Source organism: Cryobacterium sp. Hh38, from assembly GCF_004403235.1.
In the GTDB taxonomy this organism is placed as follows: domain Bacteria; phylum Actinomycetota; class Actinomycetes; order Actinomycetales; family Microbacteriaceae; genus Cryobacterium; species Cryobacterium levicorallinum.
Genome location: NZ_SOHD01000002.1, coordinates 165,388 through 188,612 on the forward strand (window position 1 = coordinate 165,388; position 23,225 = coordinate 188,612).

Below are 23,225 nucleotides of genomic sequence, written 5' to 3' on the forward strand. Positions count from 1 at the left end.
CACCTGCGATGTCACCCAGGCCCAGGGAGGTCATCTGTAGCATGACCGACGCCAGGTTGGTGCGCAGGATCTCGGGGTCGGTGAACTCCGATCGAGCCTTGAAGTCCTCCTGGGAGTGCAGCCGGATGCCATCGGTCATCACCTTGACCAGGGTGTTGCCGCTGGAGTGGTCGGTGGAGCGCACCTGGATAACCCACCGCAGTCCCCAGCTCGGTGTCCAGCTCCTGCGCGATGCGCTCGGCCACCGACCTGGCGGCGATGACGACCTGGTGGTCTCGGATGGCCGCGGTGATATCGTCCCTGCGGGCAGCGACCGGCAGGTCGTCGGGATAGCTGATTCTGGGCACCGCGGTGAGACGGCGCGCGATACGGGCTGACCGCGCCGGCGGTACCTCGCTCGGCCTGCGCCGGGACGGACGCCGACGGGACTTTCGTGGGCTCACAGGTTCTGGTCGCGCGGGATGCGGCGCGCGCGCTGAGGACACGAGGTTCAGGATATCCGGCCCGCGAGCCCCACTCGGTGGCACCCCTGGGTCCAGCGCGTCCAGCAACGCGCGTGAGCCGGCGGCACCCGAGGTGCCGCCGGCTCACGTTCTCAACCTGTTCTCACAATGGGTGGACTATTGGAGAGGCTTAAGGTCCGCCTTGGGCGAGCCCTCCACCCTGAAGATGCCCCATAGGCCCTGGTTGACCTGGTTCTCCAGACCGCCGTCCCGGTAGAGGTAGTCCCCGGGAAGCTTCTGGAGTCCACCGGCCCCACCGAGCAGGTTGTAGTTGAAGGCGTTGCCTGTGAGCAAACCGCCCTCGGCTGTCTTGATCATCGCGTTCGGGTCGCTTGGCTGGTAGCGCCACCCGTGCCCGTTCAGGCTGAAGGTGTGTGCCCGGTCGCGGTCACCACCCGATACGAGCCGCAGGTGCGTCTCGTCTCCGACATAGGCCCGCACGAGCGGTGTGGCCGGGTCGCCGTGCACCACCGACGACATGACGTTGGCCACCTCTGGGTCCTTCGCCAGGCGAGGGGCGAAACGCTCGGTCGTGTAGTTAATGCCCCGGTGCCCCTGGTCGCTGGGTTCGCCCTCCGCTGGGTAGGGGAGGATGGCCCCGGCCTTGTCTCGCAGGATCAGACCGTCGACCCAGTTGAGCACAGCCTCGCGGAAGCTGCGTTTGACGCCGGCGGCGTCGGTGTAGGTGACGTTGGCCTGTGCGCCCGAGGTGATCGCAACCCCGGAGTTGGGGTTGACGTATGTCGAGCCCTTTGGCTCGATCAACAGCGACCCGTAGGACCCGTGGTGGCGACTCCCACGCCGGTCAGCGAAGTCGAGCAGGTTCGCTGCGCCGTCCTCGACCGCGGCATGGACATACCACGTGTACTTTGTCGTAACTCCTGGCGCCACGGTCTGGTCGTAGTTGTACCCGACCGTCGCCCCGTCGGAGTCAATGACATTGTAGGTCAACAGGTTTGGGTGCATGGATACCCGGTTGGAACGTGGGAAGTTCGTCACGTCCGCAGGCAACGGTAGGTCACCGGTGTGTGCGGCGGGCGTCTTCGGCAGCTCGTTCTTGAGCGTCACCGTGACGCAGTCACCCACATTTGCTCGGATCACCAGGGGCTCGGTCTTCATGGCACCCGTGCGAACCTTAGTCACATCCTCGCTCCGCACGAACATCGTGCCGTACGGGTCGTGGTCACCTGACTTCACGTTGTACACGATGTCCTTGGCGATGGCCGACACGTTGACAGCGACCGCCCTGGACCCTGTCGGGCACGGGGTGACCGAACCCAGCGTTCCGGTTGGGGCAACCTTGAGCGCGTCACCCGGTTTGAGGGCTGGCCACTCGTCGCCAATTCCAGGAGCTGCCCGGTCGGGCAGCGGCTGGAGGTCGGAGACCGCGTTCTTGGGGACCCGGAACAGACCCCACATCCCCATCCACTGGTCCTCAAGCAACGGGGAGCCATACAGGTAGTCACCGGGGGAACCGGCGCCGTCCTGCAGGATCGACGGGGTGCCGTTGGCGACGCTGTTCGAGGCTTTGGCGACTGTTGCTGCAGCACCGGGGTTGGTCTTGACCACCTGCGAGCCTTGCAGCTCGTAGTTGAAGTACTCCGCGAGCGAGAGGGTCTGGGTGTCGACCGTCCGAGACAGGGGGTTGTCCGGCTCATTCAGCCAACGGTGACCGTGAAGGTTGAACTCGTGCATCTCCTCGTGGGAGCCAGCGACGTTGCGGATGACCACAGGGTCCTTCGAGTACGCCCTCAGGAGCGGCGTATCGGGATCGCCGTTGACCGCGGATGAGTAGGTGTACGCGGGGTCGCCCTTAGCGCCCATAACCCCAGGTTTCGTTCGGATCTGGAACGGGGCGTTCTTGTAGTTGATCGAGTAGCCGCCCTGGTCCTGGCCGTAGTTGTCCGGTGCCGAAGGTGGGTTGATCGGTGGACCAGTGCCGTTGTCCTTCCACATGGGCGTTCGGTCGGAGTAGAAAATGGTCATCTCCCGGAAGTCCGGGCCGCTGGCTGAGCGGATATCGGCCATGGGGCCGACCCCGTTCGTCGCAGCACCAGTCTTCGGATCGTGCCACGTGGCGTCAGCGGGCTCGACGTTCATCGCGGCATAGAGGCCCTTCTGCTGGTGCAGGTTGGCGTACTGGTGGTCGTGGAAGAAGGTCGTCCGCAAGGCTGTGTCCACGAACCACCGATAGCCGTAGGTCTGGCCAGGCATCGCCGAGGAGCTGTAGTTCCAGCCCACGCTGGTGCCGTCGGAGGCAAGTTCGTCGAACTTGACCAGGTGCACGTGTGTCGAGACCTCGGACGTCTCCTCGGTGGCCATGTAATCACCGTCGAGGCGGTTCACGTGGTCGAGGGGGACGTTGGGATTCTCGTCGAGGTGCAGGTCGTTGGTGGTGAACAGCTGAACGCACTCACCAACCCTGGACCGGATGGTGTACGGCTCGGGTGCCTTCTGTCCTGTCCGCACAGCGACCGCATCGGATTCCTCCACGTAGACCCTTCCCTGCCTGTCCTTCCAGCCCGCGGAGTTGTAGGTGATCGGGGTGTCGATGACGTGTGGCCGGTAAACCCGTGTCGGTGCAGTTGTCGGGCACGGGTCGATGTAGCCGTTGCCGGGCTTGATCGGGTCAAGAGCAGGCATCCCTGCGGCCTCAAGCGCGGTCGGGCCCCGGGGGGCGTCGCCGGGGCGACGGATAGCAGCGAAGGTATCCTTGACCACCGCGTTCGGCGGACGGTAGGCACGCTGGCCGACGTCACCCTTGACGAACAGTGGGAAACCGGGCTGGGTTGCGGTCGGGGCCGCCGTGGCGCCTGCCCGGTTCGGCAGCTCCTGCAGTGCTTCTAGGGGCGTGCCGTCGGCATACTGTGCCGTGCCGTCTCGCAACTTGTCGAAGATCCGCAGGTGGCCCCAGAAACCCTGGGCGAAGTGCGGGTAGAGGTGGCAGTGGAAGATCGTGTCACCGACCGTGCCCTGGGTGCCGCCGGCACCTCCCTCAATCTTCAGCTCCCGAGCCTCATGTGGGCCAAACGACTGGACGTCATTAAGCGGTGACTTCGGGTTCTTCGGGTCGGCGTTCCAGCGCTGGGTGTGCTGGTGCCATGGGTGGGTCTCCTTGGCACCCGGGTGGACGACGTGGAACTTCAGCGGGTCACCGACGTATCCCTTCGGGATCAGGTTGTCCGAATCGGTCACCTTCACGCCGTCGACGGTTCGGGTTAGCTTGCCCTCGTCGCCGAAGACCCACGACTGCAGGTGGGACTCCTCGCCCAGGCACTTGGCGCCGGGGTCGTCGACGACCTTGCCGAGCTCGGGCACGTAGCCGTTGCAGAAGTTGTCACTTGGGGCATAGGTCTTGCCGTTGGGGAGCGTGATGGTCTTGGCCACGCCACCCGGGTTCTCCGGAGTGACGGTCCCACGGTGCTCGAGGATGGCCCGCAGCCGGTTGCGCAGCGGCTCCGAGCGGTAGTTGATGCCGAAGGTCGAGTCCTTCAGCCCGGTCGTCGGGAAGGTCGGTTGCTTCCCGTCCCGGTCCAGGACGCCCTCGTTCTCGTCGAGGAAGATCATGACGGCCGAACGGGTCGAGGCCCCGCCTGCCCGGATGTCGGCGAACAGCTGGGACTCGACGGCGCGCCCGCCCGTGAGCAGGTCGGCCCCGGTGATCTGATTGTGCCAGGTCGAGTCCTTCGGGTGCACGACGACCGCGCCGTACAGGCCGTTCTGGACGGTGGTGTGCTTCGGGTCGTTCGGGTCGAGGTTGGCGTTGTCGTACAGCGGCGCCTCGCCCTCCCGGTCGGCGTACCAGGTGTAGGTGCGCTCGGTGCCCGTGGCGATGGTCGTGTCCGGGTTTAGGCCCACCCGCGCGCCGTCGGAGGTCTTCACGTCCGCTTGAACGAGGCCTTGAGTGGACAGGCCGATTCGCCGGCCCGCGATGTCGTTGCGCACCTTGACGGACACGCAGTCACCGACGTTGGCGCGCACGACGAGCGGCTGGGTGAGGTTGGGGTTGGCAAGGATTTTTTCCTTGTTCACCCTTGCGTCGGCGTTCTTGAGGGCATACATCAGGCCGTTGGGCAGCTTGTCGCCCCAGCCGTTGAGAGGGATGGTCACCTGGAAGGCGGCCAGGTCGTACTCAATAGCGCGGGCACCGGCCGGGCAGACCCCGTTGGCCGGGGTGATCGGATCGCCAATGACAGCTGTTGCCGCAGAGGAACCCATCAGAGCGGAAGTCGTCATCACGACGACACCGCCCGCCGCCACGGCGATGACCAGGCGAGATCGGCGTGGCGTCGTGGCCACGACAGACCGGGCACGCCGTGCCGGCGTCGGGGCCACGACAGACCGGGAACGCCGTGCCGGCGTCGGGGCCACGACAGACCGGGAACGCCGTGCCGGCGTCGGGGCATACCCACCGGTCACATCATCGCTTCGGCGCATGCCCAGGACGAGGCCTGCCAGGGCGAGGAGCAGAAGCACCGGAAATACGCGAGCGGCCTCGATGGCTCCGTGCTCGAAGAGCGCAGCACCCGAGGTCGCCTCCATGTGGCCGCCCGTGGCCGGTTCGGCTACCGCTGCCCCAGTAGTGCCAGAGGAAGAGGCTGCACCGTTGTGTGCAGCGTGCGGGTCGGCAGCGGCTTCGGCGGAGCCATTGGCTTGGCCCGTCTTGGCCAACCACGCCGCCGAGGGCTGGTGTGGGTGGAACCCGGGCTTGGTCGCGGCAGCGACTGGGGCACCTGGCGCGCCAGGGGGCGGGACAGCACCAAGTGCGTCACTGGCGTCAGGAGCTGCCTGGGCAGCCGGTGCGACAGCTGAGGCAACCGCGTGGGCGGCGGAGGCATGCTCGGAGGGGAAGAGCAGCGTGTGGCCGATCGCACCGGACATGAACACAGCCGTGGTGACAGCGACGACTGCGACCGTGGCGCGAGCCAAGGAGATCATCCGAGATGCCGGCCGCAGGCGAGCGATCATCGCGAACACGATCAGGACGGCCGGCACCACTAGCAAAAGCGACAATGTCCCGTCCCGAAGGAAGTGCAACACTGAGGTGCCCGAACTCCAGGCTTGCTGGGCAGAGGCTGCGTGAAGCCCGTGGAGCCAGGCCGTGCCGCCATAGGCGAGCACCACCCCCATGCCGACGCGAGCTCTCATAGAAATGTTCATTGGTTTCCCTGTAACTGCGTTATTGGTGCGCTGATGTCAAGCCGGACCCATGAGCTGGAACGAATCAGGGCGGAGTGGCTTGGTCACTGGTCAGGAGATCCACAGGACAACACCTGGGGCTCGGTCGGCCGTAGCTGTTGTGCTCGACTATTTGGGAGCCGTCGCGTCTTGGACGGGAACGTATTCGTCCTGAAGGTGATCGTCGATATGCTCGTACATCACGTCCAGAGGCGTCAGAAACTCACGTCGTAGCCAGGCACGGATTGAGAACTTCGTTGCACTCATAGGGTTTTTTCTGCGCAGCTCGAGTTGGGGCCGTGACGGCGCTGGTCACAACCTCTGACCAGTGAGTTCGGGTAACCCAGCAGTCGTGATGTGAGGATATGTCAGCTTCTGGTTTAATGGAAGGGGCTCGTGCCACTCAGCGTTTTGCTCTGCTCCCGCGCTCTTCGCTGTTCCGGCTGCGGCTGCGGCTGCGGCTGCGGCAAACGCTGCCGCGTACGTTCCGAAAGAGCGCATCACCGTCTCAGGCAACTCCGCGGCCAGTGCCACCGTCACCATTAACTTCGATAAGGCTTTCAAGCCTCGCGCGCAGGTCACCTTCGGTGTGACCGGTGCGGGCAGGCCCGCGACGCTGTCGAGTTTCAAGGCCGAATCCACCGCCACGTTCGTCAAGGCTGCTGACGCTAACGGCGGAATCGCGCTTAACGTTGCCCTCCCGTCTGACGCGAGCGGCTCCTACGCCGTCACCGGAACCGACGGAACCACGATCGGAACGGCCACCCTCACGGTCGCCGCGGTTGACGCTGGAACCGGCACGGGCCTCGCCCACACCGGCTACGAAGCACCCCTGCTGCTCATCTGGGGTGCCGCCGGCGCTCTCATGCTCGGCATCGCGCTCGCCGTCGTTTTGAGCATCGTTCGCCGCCAGCGCGCGAACGCGTAAGAGGTTCCTGGCCTAACCGCCACCAATGTTCACGCGAAATGGCCCCGCACTCACGTGCGGGGCCATTTCGCGTTGGGCCGGCGGCCGTGCGGCCGTGGCTCGGCTTCAGGGGTGGAGACAATCGCATAAAGCTGTCCGTTATTGGCTGTGGCTACCTCGGGGCCGTACACGCATCGGCCATGGCCGAGCTGGGCACGAGGTGGTGGGCATCGACTTCGATGCCCGCAAGATCGAGCAGCTCGCCGCGGGCAAGCCGCCGTTCTACGAGCCGGGACTGCCCGAGATCCTCACCTCGGCGATGAAGTCCGGCCACTCCCGACCTGGCCATCACAAGCGACTAGGTTCCACCAGCTCGCGAGAGCGCACAAAGTGCCCGTTTGGACCATCCAAACGGGTGCTTTTTGCGCTCTCGCGGGACGAAGAGAGAACTTCAGCCTGCAAGGCAACGCCAAGACCATCGAGGGTGGCCGTCACCCGGACCGGGATGCCCAGTTCGCACACATCAACGCCGCGGCCGAAGAGCACATAGCGGCCGGCCAGCCGGTGATCAGTGTGGACGGCAAGAAGAAGGAACTGGTCGGCAACTTCCGCAACGGCGGCCGGGAGTACCAGCCGGCCGGTGAGCCGGTGGCGACCAACGTCTACGACTTCAAGGGGGAACTCGGCAAAGTCACGCCCTACGGCGTGTACGACATGGCTGCCAACACCGGCTGGGTGTCGGTGGGATCCGACCATGACACCGCCGCGTTCGCGGTCGAGTCGATCCGCCGCTGGTGGGACAAGGTCGGCGCCCTGGCCTACCCCCAAGCCGACCGGCTGCTGATCACCGCCGACGGCGGAGGTTCCAACGGTTACCGGCTGCGGCTGTGGAAACGTGAACTGGCCGAGCTGGCAACCCAGACCGGGCTGTCGATCACCGTCTGCCACTTCCCACCGGGCACCTCCAAGTGGAACAAAATTGAACACCGCCTGTTCGCCCAGGTCTCAATGAACTGGCGTGGCCAGCCGCTAACCAGCCACGAAGTCATCGTCGACCTCATCGCCGGTACCACCACCCGCACCGGCCTTACCGTCACCGCCGGACTCGACGACACGATCTACCCCAAAGGCATCAAGATCACCGACCGCGAGATGGCAGACCTAGAAACCCAACACCTCACCAGGCACGACTTCCACGGCGACTGGAACTACACCGTAAGCCCAGCAGATCAACCCTGAACTACGCGTGTTGTTGATTTACAGGCCCTAAGAACGCAGACGGGGCCCGGGCCCCGTCCGCGGGCCCAGCTTATAAACTGGGCCCGCGACCATAAGGTGGGCCCGGTCAATGACCCGGCCCCGTTCTCGCTATATTTGAGCGGATGTCGCCCCGACGGCAGCACCGATGCCGCGGATTGCCGGGGTGTGGAAGGTGCCGCCGAAGACCCGCTCGCTCGCGCCGACTCGGTCGAGGTACGGGGTGATCCCGCCCATCTGGAACGGCCAGCCGGCGCCGAGGATCATGCACAGGTCGATGTCCTCGGCTGCGTGCACCACGTCGTCGTCCAGCATCCGCTTGATCTCGTCGACCAGACCGTCTTCGACCCGCTGCAGAATCTGCTCGGCGGTCATCGGGGTGCTGCCGCCGGCGACGATCTTCAGTGCACCCTTGTCGAAGCCGGTACGGCGGCCCTTTCCGTCCCGCTCAAGGATCTTGCCGTGTTCGGCAAGCTTGTGCAGGTTGTCGCTCTCGAAGAACCGGTCGGGGAACGCCGCATGGTGCGTGTCGAGCACGTGAGCGCCCACGGTGAGGCCGACCAGCTCGAGCAGCTCGAACGGGCTCATCGGCAGCCCGAACGGCGCCACGGCGGCCTCCACGACCTCGAACGGGGTTCCGGTGTCGACGGCGTGCATCGCTTCACCGAGCAGCTTGGCGAGTACGCGGTTGACCACGAAGCCGGGCGTGTCCCGGGTGATCACCGCATTCTTGCGTAACTTGCCGGCGATGACCATGGCCGTGGCGAGGGTGACCTGGTCGGTCTGCGGGGTGTTGACCACCTCGATCAGTGGCATGACCGCGACCGGGTTGAAGAAGTGGAAGCCGACCAGGCGCTCCGGGTGGGCAAGCTTCGACCCGATCTGCTCGACCGACAGCGACGATGTGTTCGTCGCCAGAATCGCCTCCGGCGACACGAACTTCTCGATCTCGGCGAACACGTTCTGCTTGACACTGAGTTCCTCGAAGACGGCCTCGATCACCCAATCGGCATCGGAGAACAACGACTTGTCGGTCGTACCGGTGACGAGCGCGCGCAGCCGGTTGGCCTCGTCGGAGGAGATGCGATTCTTAGCCTCAAGGGCCGCGATCTCACCGTGAATGTACGCAATACCCTTGTCGACGCGGGCCTGGTCGAGGTCGGTGATGACGACGGGGACCTTGAGGCGCCGCACGAACAGCAGCGCGAACTGGCTGGCCATCAGGCCAGCGCCGATAACGCCGACCTTAGTGATGGGGCGGGCGAGCTTCTTGTCCGGCGCGCCGGCCGGTCGCTTGGCCCGTTTCTGCACGAGGTTGAAGGCGTAGATGCTCGCCTGCAGCTGGTCACCGGCGATGAGACCGGCAAGAGCCTCATCTTCGCGCTCGAAGCCCTCGGCGCGGCTGCCGCTCTTGGCGGCCTGCAGCAGATCGAGCGCCACATAGGGGGACTTCGCGACCTCACCGATGCGGTTCACCAGCATCTTGCGGGCGATGCCGATGGCAACGTCCCACTTGACCCGGCGTTCGATCTTGCCGGGCGCGTTTGGACGCGACACCTTCGTGGTACCGGCGATCACCCCGTCGGCCCAGGCGATGGAATCTTCGAGGAACCGCGCCGACGTGAACATGACGTCCGCGATTCCGATCGCGAGGGCATCCGCTCCGGTGAGGGTGCGGTTGTTCTTGAGCGGGTTCTCGATGATGACCTTCAGGGCATTCTCAATGCCGATCAGGTTGGGCAGCAGGTAGGAGCCACCCCAGCCGGGGATCAGGCCGAGAAAGACCTCGGGTAATGCGATCGCCGGCACAGCCGCGTCGACCGTGCGGTAGCCCGCGTTGAGGCCGATTTCGAGCCCGCCACCGAGTGCGAGTCCGTTGATGAAGACGAACGACGGCACACCCAGCGTGTCAAGCTTGCCGAGGGCGTGGTGGCCGAGCTGGCTGAGCAGCTTGCCGGTGTCGAGCGAGGGGATTTCGGCTACCTTGCTGAGGTCCGCTCCGGCGGCGAGAATGAACGGCTTGCCGGTGACGGCGACGCCGTGTATCTCGCCGCGCCCGGCGCGAGCTTTCAGCTCGTCCATGGTGGCGGCGAACTCGAGCAGGGTAACCGGGCCGAGCGTGTTCGGCCGGGTGTGGTCACGCCCGTTGTCCAGGGTCACTAGGGCGAGGGTACGGCCGGCATCCAGTGGCACGTCGCGCACAAACGAGTGCGTGACGACCTCATCAGCGGAGATCCCAACGAGCGAGCTGAAATCGAGAGAATCGTAGTTGGTCATCGCTTCGCTGCCTTCTTGTTGAAGTGCGGGTTTTCCCAAATCACGGTGCCACCCTGGCCGAGACCGATGCACATGGCGGTGAGGCCGTAGCGCACCTTTGGGTGGCGCTCGAACTGGTGGGCCAGCTGGTTCATCAGGCGAACGCCCGAGCTGGCAAGTGGATGTCCCAGCGCAATCGCTCCGCCGTATTCGTTCACGCGCGGATCCTCGTCATCGATGCCGAAGTGGTCGAGGAACGAGATCACCTGCACGGCAAAGGCTTCGTTGAGCTCGAACAGGCCGATGTCGGTGATCGACAGGCCGGCCTTGCGCAGCGCCTTCTCGGTGGAGGGCACGGGGCCAAGGCCCATGACTTCCGGTTCGACGCCGGCGAAGGCGAAACTCGTCATGGTCATTTTCACGCCGAGGCCAAGCTCCTTGGCGGTGGCGCCGCTGGCCAGCAGGCAGGCGGATGCGCCGTCATTGAGCCCGGAGGCGTTGCCGGCGGTGACCCGTCCGTGGGAGCGGAAGGGAGTGCGCAGGCCTGCGAGTCCCTCCATGGTCGTCTCCGGGCGCGGCGCTTCGTCGCGCGTCGCCAGGCCCCACCCTGATTCGCTGCGGGTCGCCACCGAAATCAGGTCGGGCTGAATCATGCCAGCTTCGTAGGCCGCGGCGACCTTCTGCTGGCTGCGCAGCGCGAACCGGTCTGAACGTTCCTTGGTGTATTCGGGGAACCGGTCGTGAATGCGTTCGGCGGTCGCTCCCATGCTGAGGGCGTCTTCGCTGACCAGACGCTCGGACAGGAATCGCGGGTTCGGGTCGGCCCCGAACCCCATCGGGTGACGGCCCATGTGCTCGACGCCCCCGGCGATGGCGAGGTCGTAGGCACCGAAACCGATCGAGGACCCCATCATGGTCACCGCGGTCATCGCCCCGGCGCACATACGGTCGATCGCGAATCCGGGCACCGATTTCGGCAGCCCGGCCAGCAGCGCAGCCGTGCGACCAAGGGTCAGGCCTTGGTCGCCGGTCTGCGTTGTGGCAGCGATCGCAACGTCGTCGATACGCTCCGGGGGTACCCCCGGGTTGCGTTCCATCAACCCGATGATCGCCTTGACCACGAGGTCATCGGCTCTGGTATTCCAGTACATGCCCTTTTCGCCGGCGCGTCCGAACGGGGTGCGAACCCCGTCCACAAAGACGACTTCTGCTCTCTCGGCCACAATGCCTCCAGTAAGTGTTGGATCAGATTCGAATCGACCTGTCGGGTCGTTTCGATCCTAGGGTGGTGAAATTTCCCACCCGAATCGTTTGCCGGATCCTACGACTCCAGATCCGACACGGGATCGGCAACTTGTGGAACTGCTACAAAAGCATCCGCTATAAATTGTGCAGTCACGTCAACTTGCCAGCGTCGCGCCCCCAACTGGGTTAGCACTTCTCCGACGGATGCCGCATCCAGCGGCTCCGGCGGCGTCCACGCCACCCGACGCAGAAAGTCCGGGGTCAGCAGGTTCTCCAGGGGAATCGCCAACTCGTCGCTGACGGTCTGCAGCGCAGCCCTCGCCGCCTTGTAGCGCACGTCCGCCTCGGGGTTGCGGTCGGCCCAGGCGCGTGGTGGCGGGAGGGTGTCGTTGCTCGCCTTGAGCGGTGGCAACTCGGTGGTGACGCGGCCACGCTGAATGGCGGCCCACCACCGGTCGAGTTCGTTGCGACTCGACCGCCCGTTGAACTCGCGCAGGTCGGACAACGCCTGGCGGGTCGCGGGAAGCACCCGTGCCGCGGCGAGCAGGGAGGCGTCGGGAACCAGACGGCCGGGGGAGACATCCACGTCGCGGGCGAACTCGTCGCGGGCCAGCCAGAGTTCCCGAGCGACGGCGAGGTTGCGCTGGCCACGCAGCGAGTGCAGGCCGGACAGTCGGCGCCACGGGTCGACGCGGGCGGCCTTGGCCTCCTTGGCCAGGGTGGCGGCGAATTCCTGGTCGGCGATGTCGGTCTTGTCGGATTCCACCAACAGACCGACCATGCGGTCGCGCAGGTCGGGCAGTAGCTCCACGTCGAGGGCGGCGTAGACCAGCCACGATTCCGGCAGCGGCCGGGTTGACCAGTTCGCGGCGGAGTGTTCCTTGGCCAGGTGGATGCCCAGGAGCTCTTCCACCACGGTGCCCAGGCCGACGCGGGGGATACCGAGCAGGCGGGCAGCGAGCTCGGTGTCAAAGATGCGTGCCGGGTCAAGCCCGACCTCACGCAGGCAGGCGAGGTCCTGGCTGGCGGCGTGCAGAATCCACTCCGTGTCGGCGAGGGCCTCGTTCAGCTCGCTGAAATCGCCGATCGGCGGCGGGTCGAACAGAAACGTTCCGGCACCGCGACGGTAAATCTGAATCAGATAGGCGCGTTGCGAGTAGGTGAAACCGGATGCCCGCTCCGCGTCGACCCCGACCGGCCCGTTCCCGGCCGCCAGGGCGGCCGTGGCGGCGAGGTAGGCCTCGCGGGTATCCACGACCCGGTGCAGAGCGATGGTCTGGTTGGATTGCGATTCAGCCACGGGCTGCTCGGCGTGCTGACAACATGCTGACTCCTTCCCCAGCGGGAGGGAGTCCGGCGAGCATGCAGAGCAGCTCGCCCCACCCCTCGACGTGGGCGGTGAGATTGTGATCCAGGGGTGTCCACGACGCGCGCAGCTCAATCTGCGCGCCATCTCCCTGTTTGGCGAGTTCGCCAAAGCCTGACGAGATTATTTTAGTCGCCGTTCCCGACGCCGCGGTGTACTTGGCCTTGCGGGAGTTCAGGGCGTCGACCAGCCAGGCCCAGGTGACCTCGGCCAGAAAGGGATCGAGTCCGATTTCTACCTCAAGCGGTGCCTGCGCAAAGCATACGACGCGAAAAGCACCGTTCCATCCCTCGGGTTCATCCGGGTCGTACAGCAGAATGAATCGGCCGGTTCCGAGCTCGGAGTCTTTGCCGGGGCGCATCGGCGTGATATTGGCCGCCAGGGCGAAGGAATACGGTGCAAGCTGGGCCGGCGCGGAAATCTCGGTGACGACTAATTCGGCCCGACTCGTCGCGCGACGAATCATTGACAAAGCCGCGGCAAACTCCACGGGCAGCGATTGATCTGTTTCGGGCACGTCTGCAGACTAGAGTTTTTTCTGGGTGTTGTCCGTGAGGCACGCCGACCAGTTGGAGGTGCGGGTGAACGAGGCACAGCCCCCAAACGGGCGCGCAGAGGCTGCGCAGCGGTCGATTCTGGGGCCGATCCTGGCCGTCACGGGCCTGGCCGTCGCCGGTGCGGCCGTCGTCGGTCTCGCCACCAGCGCCATTCTCGCCGCGGTCATGGCCAAAACCATCATCACACCCCCGGCCAAACGCGCGGATGACACGCGGGTGTTCGCGGTCGACCTCGGGCGCGGCCTGATCACCCTGCAACGGCACCGTGATTCGGTGCTCCCGGGCGACTACAGCTTTTTCTTTGGCAACGACACCGGCCACGCCCGCGTCGGCGCGATCACCGATCGAACGGCCGCCACCGTCACCCGGCGTATCCTCGCTGTGGACTACGGCGACCTCCAGGCCGCCCGGCGCGGCCGGTTCAGCGGCTGGCTCTACACCGGCCCCGACGATCTCGGCTTCCCCTGGCACAGTGTCGCCGTCCCGACCGCACTTGGCCCGGCCCCTGCCTGGCTCATTCCAGCGGATGCCGCAGCTGCGGGTGGTCGCTGGGTGATCCAGGTGCACGGCCGGGCGGTACGCCGGGAGGAGGCGCTGCGGGCGGTGCCCGTGTTTCGAGCGGCCGGCTACACGTCGCTGCTCGTCTCCTACCGCAACGATGGGGACGCCCCGGCCAGCCCCGACGGGCGCTACGGGCTGGGCGACACGGAGTGGGCCGACGTCGATGCGGCCATGAGCTTTGCCGCTGACCAGGGAGCGACCAGCGTCGTGCTGATGGGCTGGTCGATGGGGGGAGCGATCTGCCTGCAGGCCCTCACCCGCAGCGCACAGGCGCCGCTGATCGTCGGGGTGGTGCTGGAATCTCCCGTGATCGACTGGGCCGACGTCGTGGCCGCACAGGCCATCGATCGCCGGCTGCCGAGGCAGATCGCCCGCGGAGCAGTCGCGCTGATGGGGTCACGGCAGGGACAACGGCTGACCGGACTCGGAGCGCCGATCGACTTTGGGCGGCTCGACTTCGTGGCGCGCGCATGTAGCCTGCACCGGCCCATTCTGCTGCTGCACAGCGACGATGACGGTTTCGTTCCGGTCACCGGGTCGCGCCGCCTCGCCGACCGGCGGCCCGACTCGGTGACCTTCGTGGCGTTCACCGAGGCGCGCCACACCAAATTGTGGAACTACGACCCCGGCCGTTGGGACGCCGAAATCGCCGGCTGGCTGGCGCGGTTAACGCAGCGTTAACCGCGCCGAGCGTCACGCAGCCACACGCTCCCGCAATTGACGTTTGGCCCGGCCGAGCATCGCGCTCATGCCGCGCAGGCGCAGCGGTGAGACGGCCTCACTGAGTCCGATCGACTGCGGGTAGTCATCGGGAACGGCCAGCACCTGCTCCACGCTCAGGCCGTCGAGACCCTGCGCGAGGATCGACGCGAAGCCGCGGGTGGTGGGTGACTCGCGGGGAGCCGTCGCGTGCAGGTGGAACAAACCATCGGCATCCACTTCAACGAAGATGAAGACCGGCGACTGGCATTCGACGACGCGTTCGAGCAGATCGGGGTGATCCTGAAACTTCTGCGGAAGTTCCGGAAGTTCGTTGGCGAACTCGAGCAGCAACAGCAGTCGGTCCTTCTGCTCGAGGGCGAGGAAATCCTCCCGAATCTCGGCCAGCAGGTCCGCGGTCATCGGCGAGGTGCCGGAGCCGGGGCGTCGCCCGGCTCGGTGCCGACGGCGATCGGCACGGCGACGGCGTTGCCCCACTCGGTCCAGGATCCGTCGTAATTGCGCACATTCTCGAAACCGAGCAGGTGGGTCAGCACAAACCAGGTGTGGCTGGAGCGTTCGCCGATGCGGCAATAGGCGATCACGTCGTCGCCGTCGGTCAGTCCGGCCTCATCCCGATAGATCGCGTCGAGTTCACTGCGCGAGCGAAAGGTCGAGTCGGTGTCTGCAGCGCGAGCCCACGGCACAGAGGCGGCCGAGGGAATGTGGCCGCCGCGCAGGGCACCCTCTTCCGGGTAGGCGGGCATCGTCGTGCGGGCTCCGCTGTATTCCTCGGGGGAGCGCACGTCGATGAGCGGCTGTCCGAAATGGCCGAGTACGTCGTCTTTGAACGCCCGAATGGGAGCGTCGTCGCGTTCGACGACGGGGTAGTCGGTAGGGGTGACGTTCGAGGCGTCCGTGGTCATCTCGCGTTCCTCGGCGAGCCATTTCTCGCGGCCACCGTCAAGCAGGCGCACGTCGTCGTGACCGAACAGGGTGAAGACCCAGAGGGCGTAGGCGGCCCACCAGTTGCTCTTGTCCCCGTAGATGACGACGGTGCTGTCGCGGGCGATTCCCTTGCTCGACAGCAGGGCGGCAAAGGCGGCGCCGTCGATGTAGTCGCGGTTGACCTTGTCGTTGAGGTCGGTGTGCCAGTCGATCTTGACCGAGCCTCGAATGTGGCCGACTTCGTAGAGCAGCACGTCTTCGTCGGACTCGACCACCACGAGACCGGCATCGCCCCGGTGTTGGGCCAGCCACTGCGTGGAAACCAGTTTCGAGGGGTGCGCGTAGGCGGCGAATTTCTCGGTCGTGTCGAACGGGGCAGACATGTAACCTCCAGGTGGGCAGCGGATGCATTCGCAAGTCGGGTTGACCGCGGATTAGGCTTATCGATGCCCACCAGTTAAACCTACGCGGTGCCGGCACACTGCGCATTTTGGTTACACCGCGCATTTCGCAGAACGAAGAACGAGAACGGGCGTTTCAGCATGGCACCAGAGGCCCACGAAAAGGCACAGCACACGGTTCCGCAACTCGCCGACCGCACGCCGACGATCACCGGTCGCGAAATCGTGGCCGAGCTGGTGCCGCCTCCCCAGTTTGAACACGCCTCGTTTGAGAACTACCGCCCCGACCATGACTATCCGTCGCAGATGACCGCGGTCGAGAAACTCATCGAATTCGTTAACCCCCGCCCGGCCGGGTTCTTCTCCCGCCGCCGTCAGGCCAAGGAAGACCTGCCCGGCATCTACCTCGACGGCGGTTTCGGCGTCGGCAAGACCCACCTGCTCGCAGCGCTCTGGCATGCGGCGACCGGCCCCAAGTATTTCGGTACCTTCATCGAATACACCGCGCTGGTCGGTGCGCTCGGCTACCAGGAAACCATCAAGGAGCTGCGCAGCGCGAAGCTCATCTGCATCGACGAGTTCGAGCTCGACGATCCGGGCGACACCATGGTGATGACCCGGTTGCTCGGCGAACTCGTCGCCACCGGCACCCGGGTAGCCGCCACGTCGAACACCCCGCCGAACTCGCTCGGCGAGGGCCGGTTCGCCGCGCAGGACTTTCTGCGGGAGATTTCCGCAATGAGCGCCAACTTCGAGACCCTGCGCATCGACGGGCTCGACTACCGTCGTCGCAATGTGTCCGGCCAGGCCGTCTCCGTCGAACCCGAAGCCCGCGAACACCTGGTGAATACCCTCCTTCAGCGCGGTTCGAAGGTAACCGAAGACGACTTCGGTGCCCTCATGCGCCACCTCGGCACCGTGCATCCCTCCAAGTACGTCAAGGTCATTCGCGACGTCGAGGTCATCGCCATCCGCGGGGTGTACCTGCTGACCGATCAAACGGATGCCCTTCGCCTCGTGGCCTTCATCGACCGCGTCTACGACGCTGAAATTCCCATCGTCGCGAGCGGGCGCCCACTCAACGAGGTGTTCGACGACGAAATGATGGCGGGCGGCTACCGCAAGAAATACCAGCGCTCCCAGTCGCGTATGGTCGCCCTCACCACCGGTGAGCTACCGCCGCACACCGATTAGCGCACATTCACCGCGCACGACGCACGAAACGTGGCGTTAACAATTCACTCAGGCTCGTAACCGGCACGAAACACGTCGGAACGTTTGTTGTAACGGCCGCCTCAGATACTTGACTCGTATCCGAGGTGGCTCACTTCGCGTTACACCCTGCACATTCGAGACGCGTGAGGACAATCTATGGATACCGGAAGCATTGCATGGGGGCTGACAGCCACCGCACTGGTGTTGTTTATGACACCGGGTGTTGCCTTCTTCTACGGCGGACTGGTCAAGGCCAAGAGCGTCATCAGCATGATGATGATGAGCTTCGGCGCATTGGGTCTCATCAGCGTGCTCTGGATTCTCTATGGCTTCAACATGAGCGCTGTCGGCAGCCCCACTCAATTCGCCGGAAACCCGTTCTCGGACTTCGGCCTGGGCCAGCTCGCCATGGGCGAGACCGGCAGCATCGATCTGCTCGGTGCCACCTACGGTGCCACCTTCGCCATCATCACCGTTGCCCTGATCAGTGGCGCGGTCGCCGACCGGGCCAAGTTCGGGTCCTGGATGATCTTCGCCGGCGTCTGGGCGACCCTCGTCTACTTCCCTGTCGCGGCCTGGGTCTGGGGCGGTGGCTGGATCATGAAACTGGGTGAGACGCTGAGCCTCCCGGGCGTCATCGACTACGCCGGCGGCACCGCGGTGCACATCAACGCCGGTGCAGCTGCTCTCGCCCTCGCGCTGGTTCTCGGCAAGCGGGTCGGCTTTCAGAAGGGCATCACCAAGCCGCACAACGTGCCGCTCGTGCTCATCGGTGCCTCCATTCTCTGGTTCGGCTGGTTCGGCTTCAACGCCGGCGCCGAATGGCTCAACGGCCTCGCCAACGTTGGCATCATTGTCGTCAACACCCTCGGTGCCACCGCAGCGGCCATCCTCGCCTGGATGCTGGTCGAGAAGTTCAAGGACGGCAAGGCCACCTCGGTCGGTGCAGCATCCGGTGCCGTTGCCGGACTTGTCGCCATCACCCCGGCCTGCGCCAACCTCGAGCCCGGCTGGGCACTGCTGCTGGGTGCCGTCGCCGGTGCCGTCTGCGCCCTCGCCGTCGAACTCAAGTTCAAGCTCGGCTTCGACGACTCGCTCGACGTGGTCGGCATCCACCTCGTCGGCGGCATCATCGGCACCCTGTACCTCGGCTTCTTCGCCATCGGTACTGGCCTGTTCACCGGTGGCGGCCTCGGTCAGCTCGCCGTGCAGGCTATCGCGGCCTTCTCGGTCCTCGTCTACTCCTTCGTCATCGCGTACCTGCTTGGTCTCGCGATCGAGAAGACCATCGGTTTCCGCATCAAGAACGAAGATGAACTGGCCGGAATCGACACCAGCGTCCATGGTGAGGAGGGCTACGCCCTCGAGCGTGTCTAGGCTTTGAACAGTCCCGACTGGTCGGGTAACGGGCGGTACGGAAGCGGGATCATCCGCTTCGGTACCGCCTTTCTGCGTACCCGCCCACGGTGCCGCCGGTGAACGGATGCGGCGGGTGAACGGATGCCGCGGGCTCACCGAACTGCGGCGAATGGATACCGCGGGCACTGCCGCAACTGCGGGTGAGCGGATGCCGCTGACTCAGCCGCGAACGCAGGTGCCGGACGAGACCGGGGCGTTCCGGCCCGGTGCCTCGTTGATGACCGGCTGAACCTCATCGAGCGCGAGCGCGTAGCCGACATTGTCGGTGTTGGACGCCTTGGCAAAGATGACGCCCACGACGAGGCCGGACTCGCTCAGCAGCGGACCGCCCGACTCGCCCTGCTGCACGTCGGACGCCACGGTGTACACTTGGCGCGGCGTCGGGTCCTGGCCGTAGATGTCGGCGACGCTGATGGTGCCGAGCGAGATAACCTGGGCCGGGTCGGAGACGTACGGACCGCCGAAGGGGTACCCGTCGGCGACCGCGCCACTGCCCGCGGAAAGATCGGCGCCGACAGTGAGTGGGGCTGCGCCGAGTCCAGGCACCGAAATGACGGCGAGGTCATCGACCGGGTCGAAGTAGACGATTTCCCCGGCCAAAGCCTCACCGGACGGCGTCTCAATCACGGGCTGGTTCACCCCGGCCACGACGTGGGCGTTGGTGATGACGCGGCCGTCGGACACCACGAATCCGCTGCCCGACTGGCTCTGGCCACAGGCGTAGGCCGTTCCGGTGATGCGTACGACGGACTGCGCGGCCACGGCCAGGGCCGGGCTGCTGGTGTCGGCCTGGGCAGCATCCGGTGTCGGGCCGGTGAAGGCGTCGACGATGCGCGGCAGACCTTGGGACACCGCAACGGAGCGAAGTTGCGCGAGGAGGGCCTTGACCCGGTCAGGGGTCGCCGAGTCGATGCGGGACACCACGGTAGATTCAGCGATGGCGGGGGAGAGGAATGGTATGCCCAGGGCACCGATGCTAAACGCGACCATCGACGCCACGAGCGCCGAGGCGACCGCAGCGAAGGCTGCACCGAGTACGCGGTTGATCGTACCGAGCGGGGAACGCTTCGATTTGCGGCCGACCATGCTGCCGGCGGAAGCACCGACCGAGTGTCCAATGAGTACGAGCAGAACGGCCACGGCGATCGTGCCGGGGGTGCGCCATTCCGGCGCGGGAATCCAGCCGCCGACCAGCGGTACCACGAAGAAGGCGGCGAATCCACCGGCGACCGCGCCGATTATGCCGGTCAGGCTGCGCAACAGACCGCTGCGGTAGCCGTTGACGAGGGCGACGACCAACAACAGAATGAGCAAGAGGTCGAGCACGGTTGAGCCTGGCATTCGTCTCCCTTAGTTGATGCTGCACGTGTTGTTTGGTCACGATCTCGTATTGTTCATGGTTACACAGGCCTCCTTCGCGATTGCTGAGCGCAGCCGGCGCCCCGCGTGCTTTCCCGGCCGATCAACAGGCGCGGGGCACGCAAAACTGAAGTATCGTGAACCGACTACCGACGTCGGCCCGAAAGGACAGCGGTGACTCCAGCAGAGTCCTTGCCCATCTCCACGATCGCACCGCCCCTGGCCGGGCGGGCCGTGGCCAGCCAGCGCTGGTCGCACCTGGTGTTTCTGCATTGGCGAGTGGATGCTGCGCTGATCGCGCCGCTCCTGCCCAGCGGCCTGGTTCCCGATGAGCATGACGGATCGAGCTGGGTGGGCCTGATCCCGTTCGTCCTCGATCGCGCGACCGTTCTCGGGAGCCCGCCGATTCCGTACTTCGGCACCTTTGTCGAGGTAAACGTGCGCCTCTACGCCGTTGACGCCCGGGGGCGTCGCGGCGTTGTGTTCGTATCGCTGGAGGCCAGCCGCCTCGCTGCCGTGCTCGCGGCGCGTGCGCTGTTCTCGCTGCCCTACATCTGGTCGCGCACGCGGCTCTCGGTTGATTCCGAACAGTACCGGTACACCGCGACGCGCCACCGCGACCGGACCGCGCACACCGAGGTGGTGGCTCGGCCGGGTTCAGTCGCCGTGTTGGATGACCCGTTGGCCGATTTTTTGACCGCGCGCTGGGCCCTGTTCACAAGCATCCGTGGTCGCATCGTGCACCTGCGCAACCATCATGAGCCGTGGCCGTTATACCGTGCCGAGCTCCTGAGTATTGACGACACCCTGCTGGCCGCAGCCGGTTTCCCCGGTCTGGCCGATCGCGCTCCCGACTCTGTGCTCTACTCGCCCGGCGTGACGACCTGGTTCGGACGGGGCAACTGACCGGGTGGGCGTACTCAGAGAGTTCTGGAAAAATGTTCTGATCGACCACGATACTGAAGGAGTACACCATGGGATTTCTTGATTTTCTGCTCGGCCGCAAGGAGCAGGCACCCACCGACGATCGGCCAGTGCGGTCGAATAGCGTTCCGGTCCGCAGTGAGGATGAGATCGCCGTCGAGCGCTACCAGTACCTGCTGCGCACCGCACCGCCCGAGACCATCGAGAAGGTGCACACCGAGGCGTTCTCCAAATTGACCGAGGAACAGCGCGATATTCTCTTTCGCCAGCTCACCGAGAACCTCGAACCGAGTGAGCGTCCAGCGGATGCCGCACCGGCCCACCTGGCCCAGGCGGCGACCCGGGCCGAGCTCCGCGAGCCGGGCACGCTCACCCGTACCTTCGGAAACCAGAACGGCATGGGCTTTGGCAGCATGGTCGGCGGATCACTGCTCGGTACGGTCGCCGGTTTCGTCATCGGATCGGCGCTGGTCAGCTCCTTCATGCCGATGGACGGTGGCGGCACAGATGCCGGTGCCGACGCGAACAGCGAGACCAACGCCGATTCGGGCCGCGACTCCGGTGGAGACGCTGGAGGAGATTTCGGCGGCGGCGACTTCGGTGGAGACTTCGGGTTCTGATTTCCCAGGGCCGCTAGTGGACGGCGGCGATGGCCTCACCAACGGGAACGTCGCCGTCGGTGAACTCAATGAACTTGCCGATGCTGTTGTCGCTCGCGAGCACGGCTGCGGCGACGAGCGCGACGTTCTCGCGTGAGGTGTCGCCGCCCGTGCCGTCGGACCCCACCATGATGGAACCGCTCGCGGCGTCGAGGGTCAGCGCGCTCGGTCCGAGGATGGTCCAGTTCAGTGAGGTTGCTCGCAGGTAGTCGTCGGCTGCCGCCTTGGCCTCGTAGTAGGCGAACATGCCGTCGTCGGGGGAGGCACCGTGGTTGGCGCGCGATCCCTTATAGGAGACCATCACGTAACGGTAGATGCCGGCCCGCGCTGCGGCGACCATTGAGCGGATGGCCGCATCTCGGTCGACCGCATAGGTGCGCTCAGCGCTTCCCCCGCCGGCCCCGGCGGACCACACGATGGCGTCGTGGCCGGCCAGGAGGGTCGTGAGCTGATCGGTGGACAGATTCTCGACATCCGCTTGCAAGGGGGTTGCGCCGGTCGCCGAAACGTCGGCGGCATGCTCGGGGTTGCGGATGAGGGAGCTGACCTCGTGGCCGGCAGTCGTGAGCAGACGGGCCAGGTGGAGGGCAACTTTTCCGTGCCCGCCGATGATTGCAATATTTGTCATGTGATTAAGCCTGTCACGATTGGCTGCCCGCAGCGCTCAGGGTTGAAGAAAACCCAGCAGTATCGCGGCGAGCGTAACGCAGCCCAGTTGGACGCCGAGAAAGACGGCCACCCAGAACAGCCCTGGAATGTGGGTGAGCCGAGCCAGCTGGTCGGCGTCAGACGATGTCCCGGCCCTGCGCGACCGGGACTGTTGCAGCTCGAGGGACGTGCGCAGCGCACCGAGCAGGAGAAATGCCGTGACCAGTAGGGCGAACACGCCCTGTACCTGCGGCGTGCCGAACCAAGAGACACCGAAGACGATGGCACCCGTGACGGCGACTGACCAGAGCCCGAACCAGTTGCGAATCTGCACGAGCAGTAGCGCGAGCGCCGCGAGCAACGCCCAGAGCAATCCCAGGTCGTACCCCCGGCTGAGTAGCCAGGCAGCGCCAAGGCCGAGCAGCGCGGGGGCGGGGTAACCGGCCAACAGGGTGAAGATCATGCCCGGCCCGCTCGGGCGACCGCGGCTCACGGTGAGTCCTGAGGTGTCCGAATGCAAGCGGATGCCGCCCAACCGCCGCCCACAGACCACCGCGACGACTCCGTGGCCGCCCTCGTGCACGATGGTGATGGCGTGCCGGGCCAGGCGCCATACCGGCGGAAAAAACACGATAGCCGCGGCCGCCGCCACGGTCAGCCACGCGGTGAGGGGGGCGAGCGCGGCGTGCGGAGTCGTCATGCGCTGCCAGATGTCGAGGAGCAGGTCCATGCGTCTCAGACTAGGTGTCTGCCGAGCAGCCCTGGATAGCTGGGGCGGCGAGTAAATGCCACCGTGCGACGGCGTGCTTCGGGAGGAACACGCACAGGGGGTGCGTAAGCGAGATGGGCCGCTGGACACTGGTTCCATGGAGAAACGCACGGAACGGCAGAATATCCACGAAATTATCGAGCGGCTGACGGCGCAGTTTTTGCTGGTTGCGCGATCGCGAGTTGACCAAGCCGTTGAACTCGAATACGTGAAATTGAACGGCAGGCCGGTTCGTCAGTACGGTTCCAATCTGGTCGAGCACGCTGCGAAGGCCCGCCTCGCCCAGGTCGCCGTGGTCAACGTCGCTGCCTGAGGACGGCGTGAATCAGGCGACTTAACCACGAAAAGCCTCGA

17 protein-coding genes and 3 pseudogenes are annotated in these 23,225 nt (G+C 65.5%); 9 read left to right on the plus strand and 11 right to left on the minus strand.

The features are described from left to right. Positions 1-118 precede the first annotated feature (118 nt). Positions 119-347: pseudogene (locus E3T41_RS18295) on the minus strand (hypothetical protein); the annotation flags it as partial. 273 nt (positions 348-620) lie between these two features. Beyond that, positions 621-5,663, minus strand: coding sequence for a multicopper oxidase domain-containing protein (locus tag E3T41_RS00950; protein ID WP_134476815.1), 5,043 nt, complete (start codon positions 5,661-5,663; stop codon positions 621-623). A gap of 607 nt (positions 5,664-6,270) precedes the next feature. Here E3T41_RS00950 and E3T41_RS00955 point away from each other — a divergent pair. From E3T41_RS00955 to E3T41_RS00960, 3 genes and pseudogenes are all read left to right on the plus strand, one after another. Next, positions 6,271-6,609 carry a hypothetical protein gene (locus tag E3T41_RS00955; protein WP_092449139.1) on the plus strand — a complete coding sequence of 113 codons (339 nt, stop codon included), beginning with the start codon at positions 6,271-6,273 and terminating at the stop codon, positions 6,607-6,609. Positions 6,610-6,634: 25 nt separating this feature from the next. Next, a pseudogene (locus tag E3T41_RS18860) lies at positions 6,635-6,862 on the plus strand (hypothetical protein); the annotation flags it as partial. Beyond that, a pseudogene (locus tag E3T41_RS00960) lies at positions 6,808-7,815 on the plus strand (ISAzo13 family transposase); the annotation flags it as partial. The pseudogenes E3T41_RS18860 and E3T41_RS00960, both read left to right, overlap by 55 nt. Before the next feature lie 141 nt (positions 7,816-7,956). On the opposite strand, the gene E3T41_RS00965 reads toward E3T41_RS00960, so the two are convergent. From E3T41_RS00965 to E3T41_RS00980, 4 genes are all read right to left on the minus strand, one after another. Further along, positions 7,957-10,122: a 3-hydroxyacyl-CoA dehydrogenase NAD-binding domain-containing protein gene (locus tag E3T41_RS00965; protein ID WP_134476819.1), complete on the minus strand. Its 2,166-nt coding sequence runs from the start codon at positions 10,120-10,122 to the stop codon at positions 7,957-7,959. Beyond that, a complete protein-coding gene (locus E3T41_RS00970) occupies positions 10,119-11,324 on the minus strand; it encodes a thiolase family protein (protein WP_134476821.1) in 1,206 nt (401 codons plus the stop codon). Before E3T41_RS00970 ends, E3T41_RS00965 begins: the two co-directional genes overlap by 4 nt. A 98-nt stretch (positions 11,325-11,422) precedes the next feature. After that, a complete protein-coding gene (locus tag E3T41_RS00975) occupies positions 11,423-12,619 on the minus strand; it encodes an HRDC domain-containing protein (protein ID WP_104133204.1) in 1,197 nt (398 codons plus the stop codon). Positions 12,620-12,638: 19 nt separating this feature from the next. Then, positions 12,639-13,178 carry a DUF3000 domain-containing protein gene (locus E3T41_RS00980; protein WP_092449193.1) on the minus strand — a complete coding sequence of 180 codons (540 nt, stop codon included), beginning with the start codon at positions 13,176-13,178 and terminating at the stop codon, positions 12,639-12,641. A gap of 76 nt (positions 13,179-13,254) precedes the next feature. Between E3T41_RS00980 and E3T41_RS00985 the strand changes: the two genes are divergently transcribed. Then, complete coding sequence (locus E3T41_RS00985; RefSeq protein ID WP_241990984.1) at positions 13,255-14,511, plus strand: S9 family peptidase; 1,257 nt, start codon at positions 13,255-13,257, stop codon at positions 14,509-14,511. A gap of 12 nt (positions 14,512-14,523) precedes the next feature. Here E3T41_RS00985 and E3T41_RS00990 read toward each other — a convergent pair whose 3' ends face one another. Further along, entirely contained in the window at positions 14,524-14,952 is a 429-nt protein-coding gene (locus E3T41_RS00990) for a SufE family protein (protein ID WP_092449135.1), read from the minus strand. Beyond that, on the minus strand, positions 14,949-15,860 hold the full coding sequence (locus E3T41_RS00995) for a sulfurtransferase (protein ID WP_092449134.1): 912 nt from the start codon (positions 15,858-15,860) through the stop codon (positions 14,949-14,951). The genes E3T41_RS00990 and E3T41_RS00995 overlap by 4 nt, the downstream gene beginning before the upstream one ends. A gap of 159 nt (positions 15,861-16,019) precedes the next feature. On the opposite strand from E3T41_RS00995, the gene zapE reads away from it, so the two are divergent. Together zapE and E3T41_RS01005 are read left to right on the plus strand one after the other, a co-directional pair. Further along, positions 16,020-17,072 carry a cell division protein ZapE gene (zapE, locus tag E3T41_RS01000; protein ID WP_092449133.1) on the plus strand — a complete coding sequence of 351 codons (1,053 nt, stop codon included), beginning with the start codon at positions 16,020-16,022 and terminating at the stop codon, positions 17,070-17,072. Between the two features lie 177 nt (positions 17,073-17,249). Next, positions 17,250-18,470 carry an ammonium transporter gene (locus E3T41_RS01005; protein ID WP_134476823.1) on the plus strand — a complete coding sequence of 407 codons (1,221 nt, stop codon included), beginning with the start codon at positions 17,250-17,252 and terminating at the stop codon, positions 18,468-18,470. Positions 18,471-18,671: 201 nt separating this feature from the next. Here E3T41_RS01005 and E3T41_RS01010 read toward each other — a convergent pair whose 3' ends face one another. Then, complete coding sequence (locus E3T41_RS01010) at positions 18,672-19,853, minus strand: MarP family serine protease (protein WP_092449131.1); 1,182 nt, start codon at positions 19,851-19,853, stop codon at positions 18,672-18,674. 192 nt (positions 19,854-20,045) lie between these two features. On the opposite strand from E3T41_RS01010, the gene E3T41_RS01015 reads away from it, so the two are divergent. Beyond that, positions 20,046-20,777, plus strand: a complete 732-nt coding sequence (locus E3T41_RS01015; protein WP_104133152.1) for a YqjF family protein — start codon at positions 20,046-20,048, stop codon at positions 20,775-20,777. Positions 20,778-20,845: 68 nt separating this feature from the next. Continuing rightward, the gene (locus tag E3T41_RS01020) at positions 20,846-21,415 is read left to right on the plus strand and encodes a hypothetical protein (RefSeq protein WP_134476825.1); all 570 of its coding nucleotides are present in this window, start codon (positions 20,846-20,848) and stop codon (positions 21,413-21,415) included. Between the two features lie 13 nt (positions 21,416-21,428). Here the strand turns inward: E3T41_RS01020 and E3T41_RS01025 are convergent, their stop codons facing one another. Further along, entirely contained in the window at positions 21,429-22,082 is a 654-nt protein-coding gene (locus E3T41_RS01025) for an SDR family oxidoreductase (protein WP_092449128.1), read from the minus strand. Positions 22,083-22,118: 36 nt separating this feature from the next. Further along, positions 22,119-22,832 (minus strand): M50 family metallopeptidase, encoded by a 714-nt coding sequence (locus tag E3T41_RS01030; RefSeq protein ID WP_092449127.1) that lies wholly within the window; start codon positions 22,830-22,832, stop codon positions 22,119-22,121. Positions 22,833-22,968: 136 nt separating this feature from the next. On the opposite strand from E3T41_RS01030, the gene E3T41_RS01035 reads away from it, so the two are divergent. Next, positions 22,969-23,184 (plus strand): three-helix bundle dimerization domain-containing protein, encoded by a 216-nt coding sequence (locus tag E3T41_RS01035; protein ID WP_092449126.1) that lies wholly within the window; start codon positions 22,969-22,971, stop codon positions 23,182-23,184. Positions 23,185-23,225: the final 41 nt, after the last annotated feature.

Excerpts from the sequence above, each read along its gene's own strand:
- E3T41_RS00950 (WP_134476815.1), bottom strand. The coding sequence starts at position 5,663 with ATGAACATTTCTATGAGAGCTCGCGTCGGCATGGGGGTGGTGCTCGCC.
- E3T41_RS00965 (WP_134476819.1), bottom strand. The coding sequence starts at position 10,122 with ATGACCAACTACGATTCTCTCGATTTCAGCTCGCTCGTTGGGATCTCC.
- E3T41_RS00980 (WP_092449193.1), bottom strand. The coding sequence starts at position 13,178 with ATGATTCGTCGCGCGACGAGTCGGGCCGAATTAGTCGTCACCGAGATT.
- E3T41_RS00990 (WP_092449135.1), bottom strand. The coding sequence starts at position 14,952 with ATGACCGCGGACCTGCTGGCCGAGATTCGGGAGGATTTCCTCGCCCTC.
- E3T41_RS00995 (WP_092449134.1), bottom strand. The coding sequence starts at position 15,860 with ATGTCTGCCCCGTTCGACACGACCGAGAAATTCGCCGCCTACGCGCAC.
- zapE (WP_092449133.1), top strand. The coding sequence starts at position 16,020 with ATGGCACCAGAGGCCCACGAAAAGGCACAGCACACGGTTCCGCAACTC.
- E3T41_RS01005 (WP_134476823.1), top strand. The coding sequence starts at position 17,250 with ATGGATACCGGAAGCATTGCATGGGGGCTGACAGCCACCGCACTGGTG.
- E3T41_RS01010 (WP_092449131.1), bottom strand. The coding sequence starts at position 19,853 with ATGCCAGGCTCAACCGTGCTCGACCTCTTGCTCATTCTGTTGTTGGTC.
- E3T41_RS01020 (WP_134476825.1), top strand. The coding sequence starts at position 20,846 with ATGGGATTTCTTGATTTTCTGCTCGGCCGCAAGGAGCAGGCACCCACC.
- E3T41_RS01025 (WP_092449128.1), bottom strand. The coding sequence starts at position 22,082 with ATGACAAATATTGCAATCATCGGCGGGCACGGAAAAGTTGCCCTCCAC.
- E3T41_RS01030 (WP_092449127.1), bottom strand. The coding sequence starts at position 22,832 with ATGGACCTGCTCCTCGACATCTGGCAGCGCATGACGACTCCGCACGCC.
- E3T41_RS01035 (WP_092449126.1), top strand. The coding sequence starts at position 22,969 with ATGGAGAAACGCACGGAACGGCAGAATATCCACGAAATTATCGAGCGG.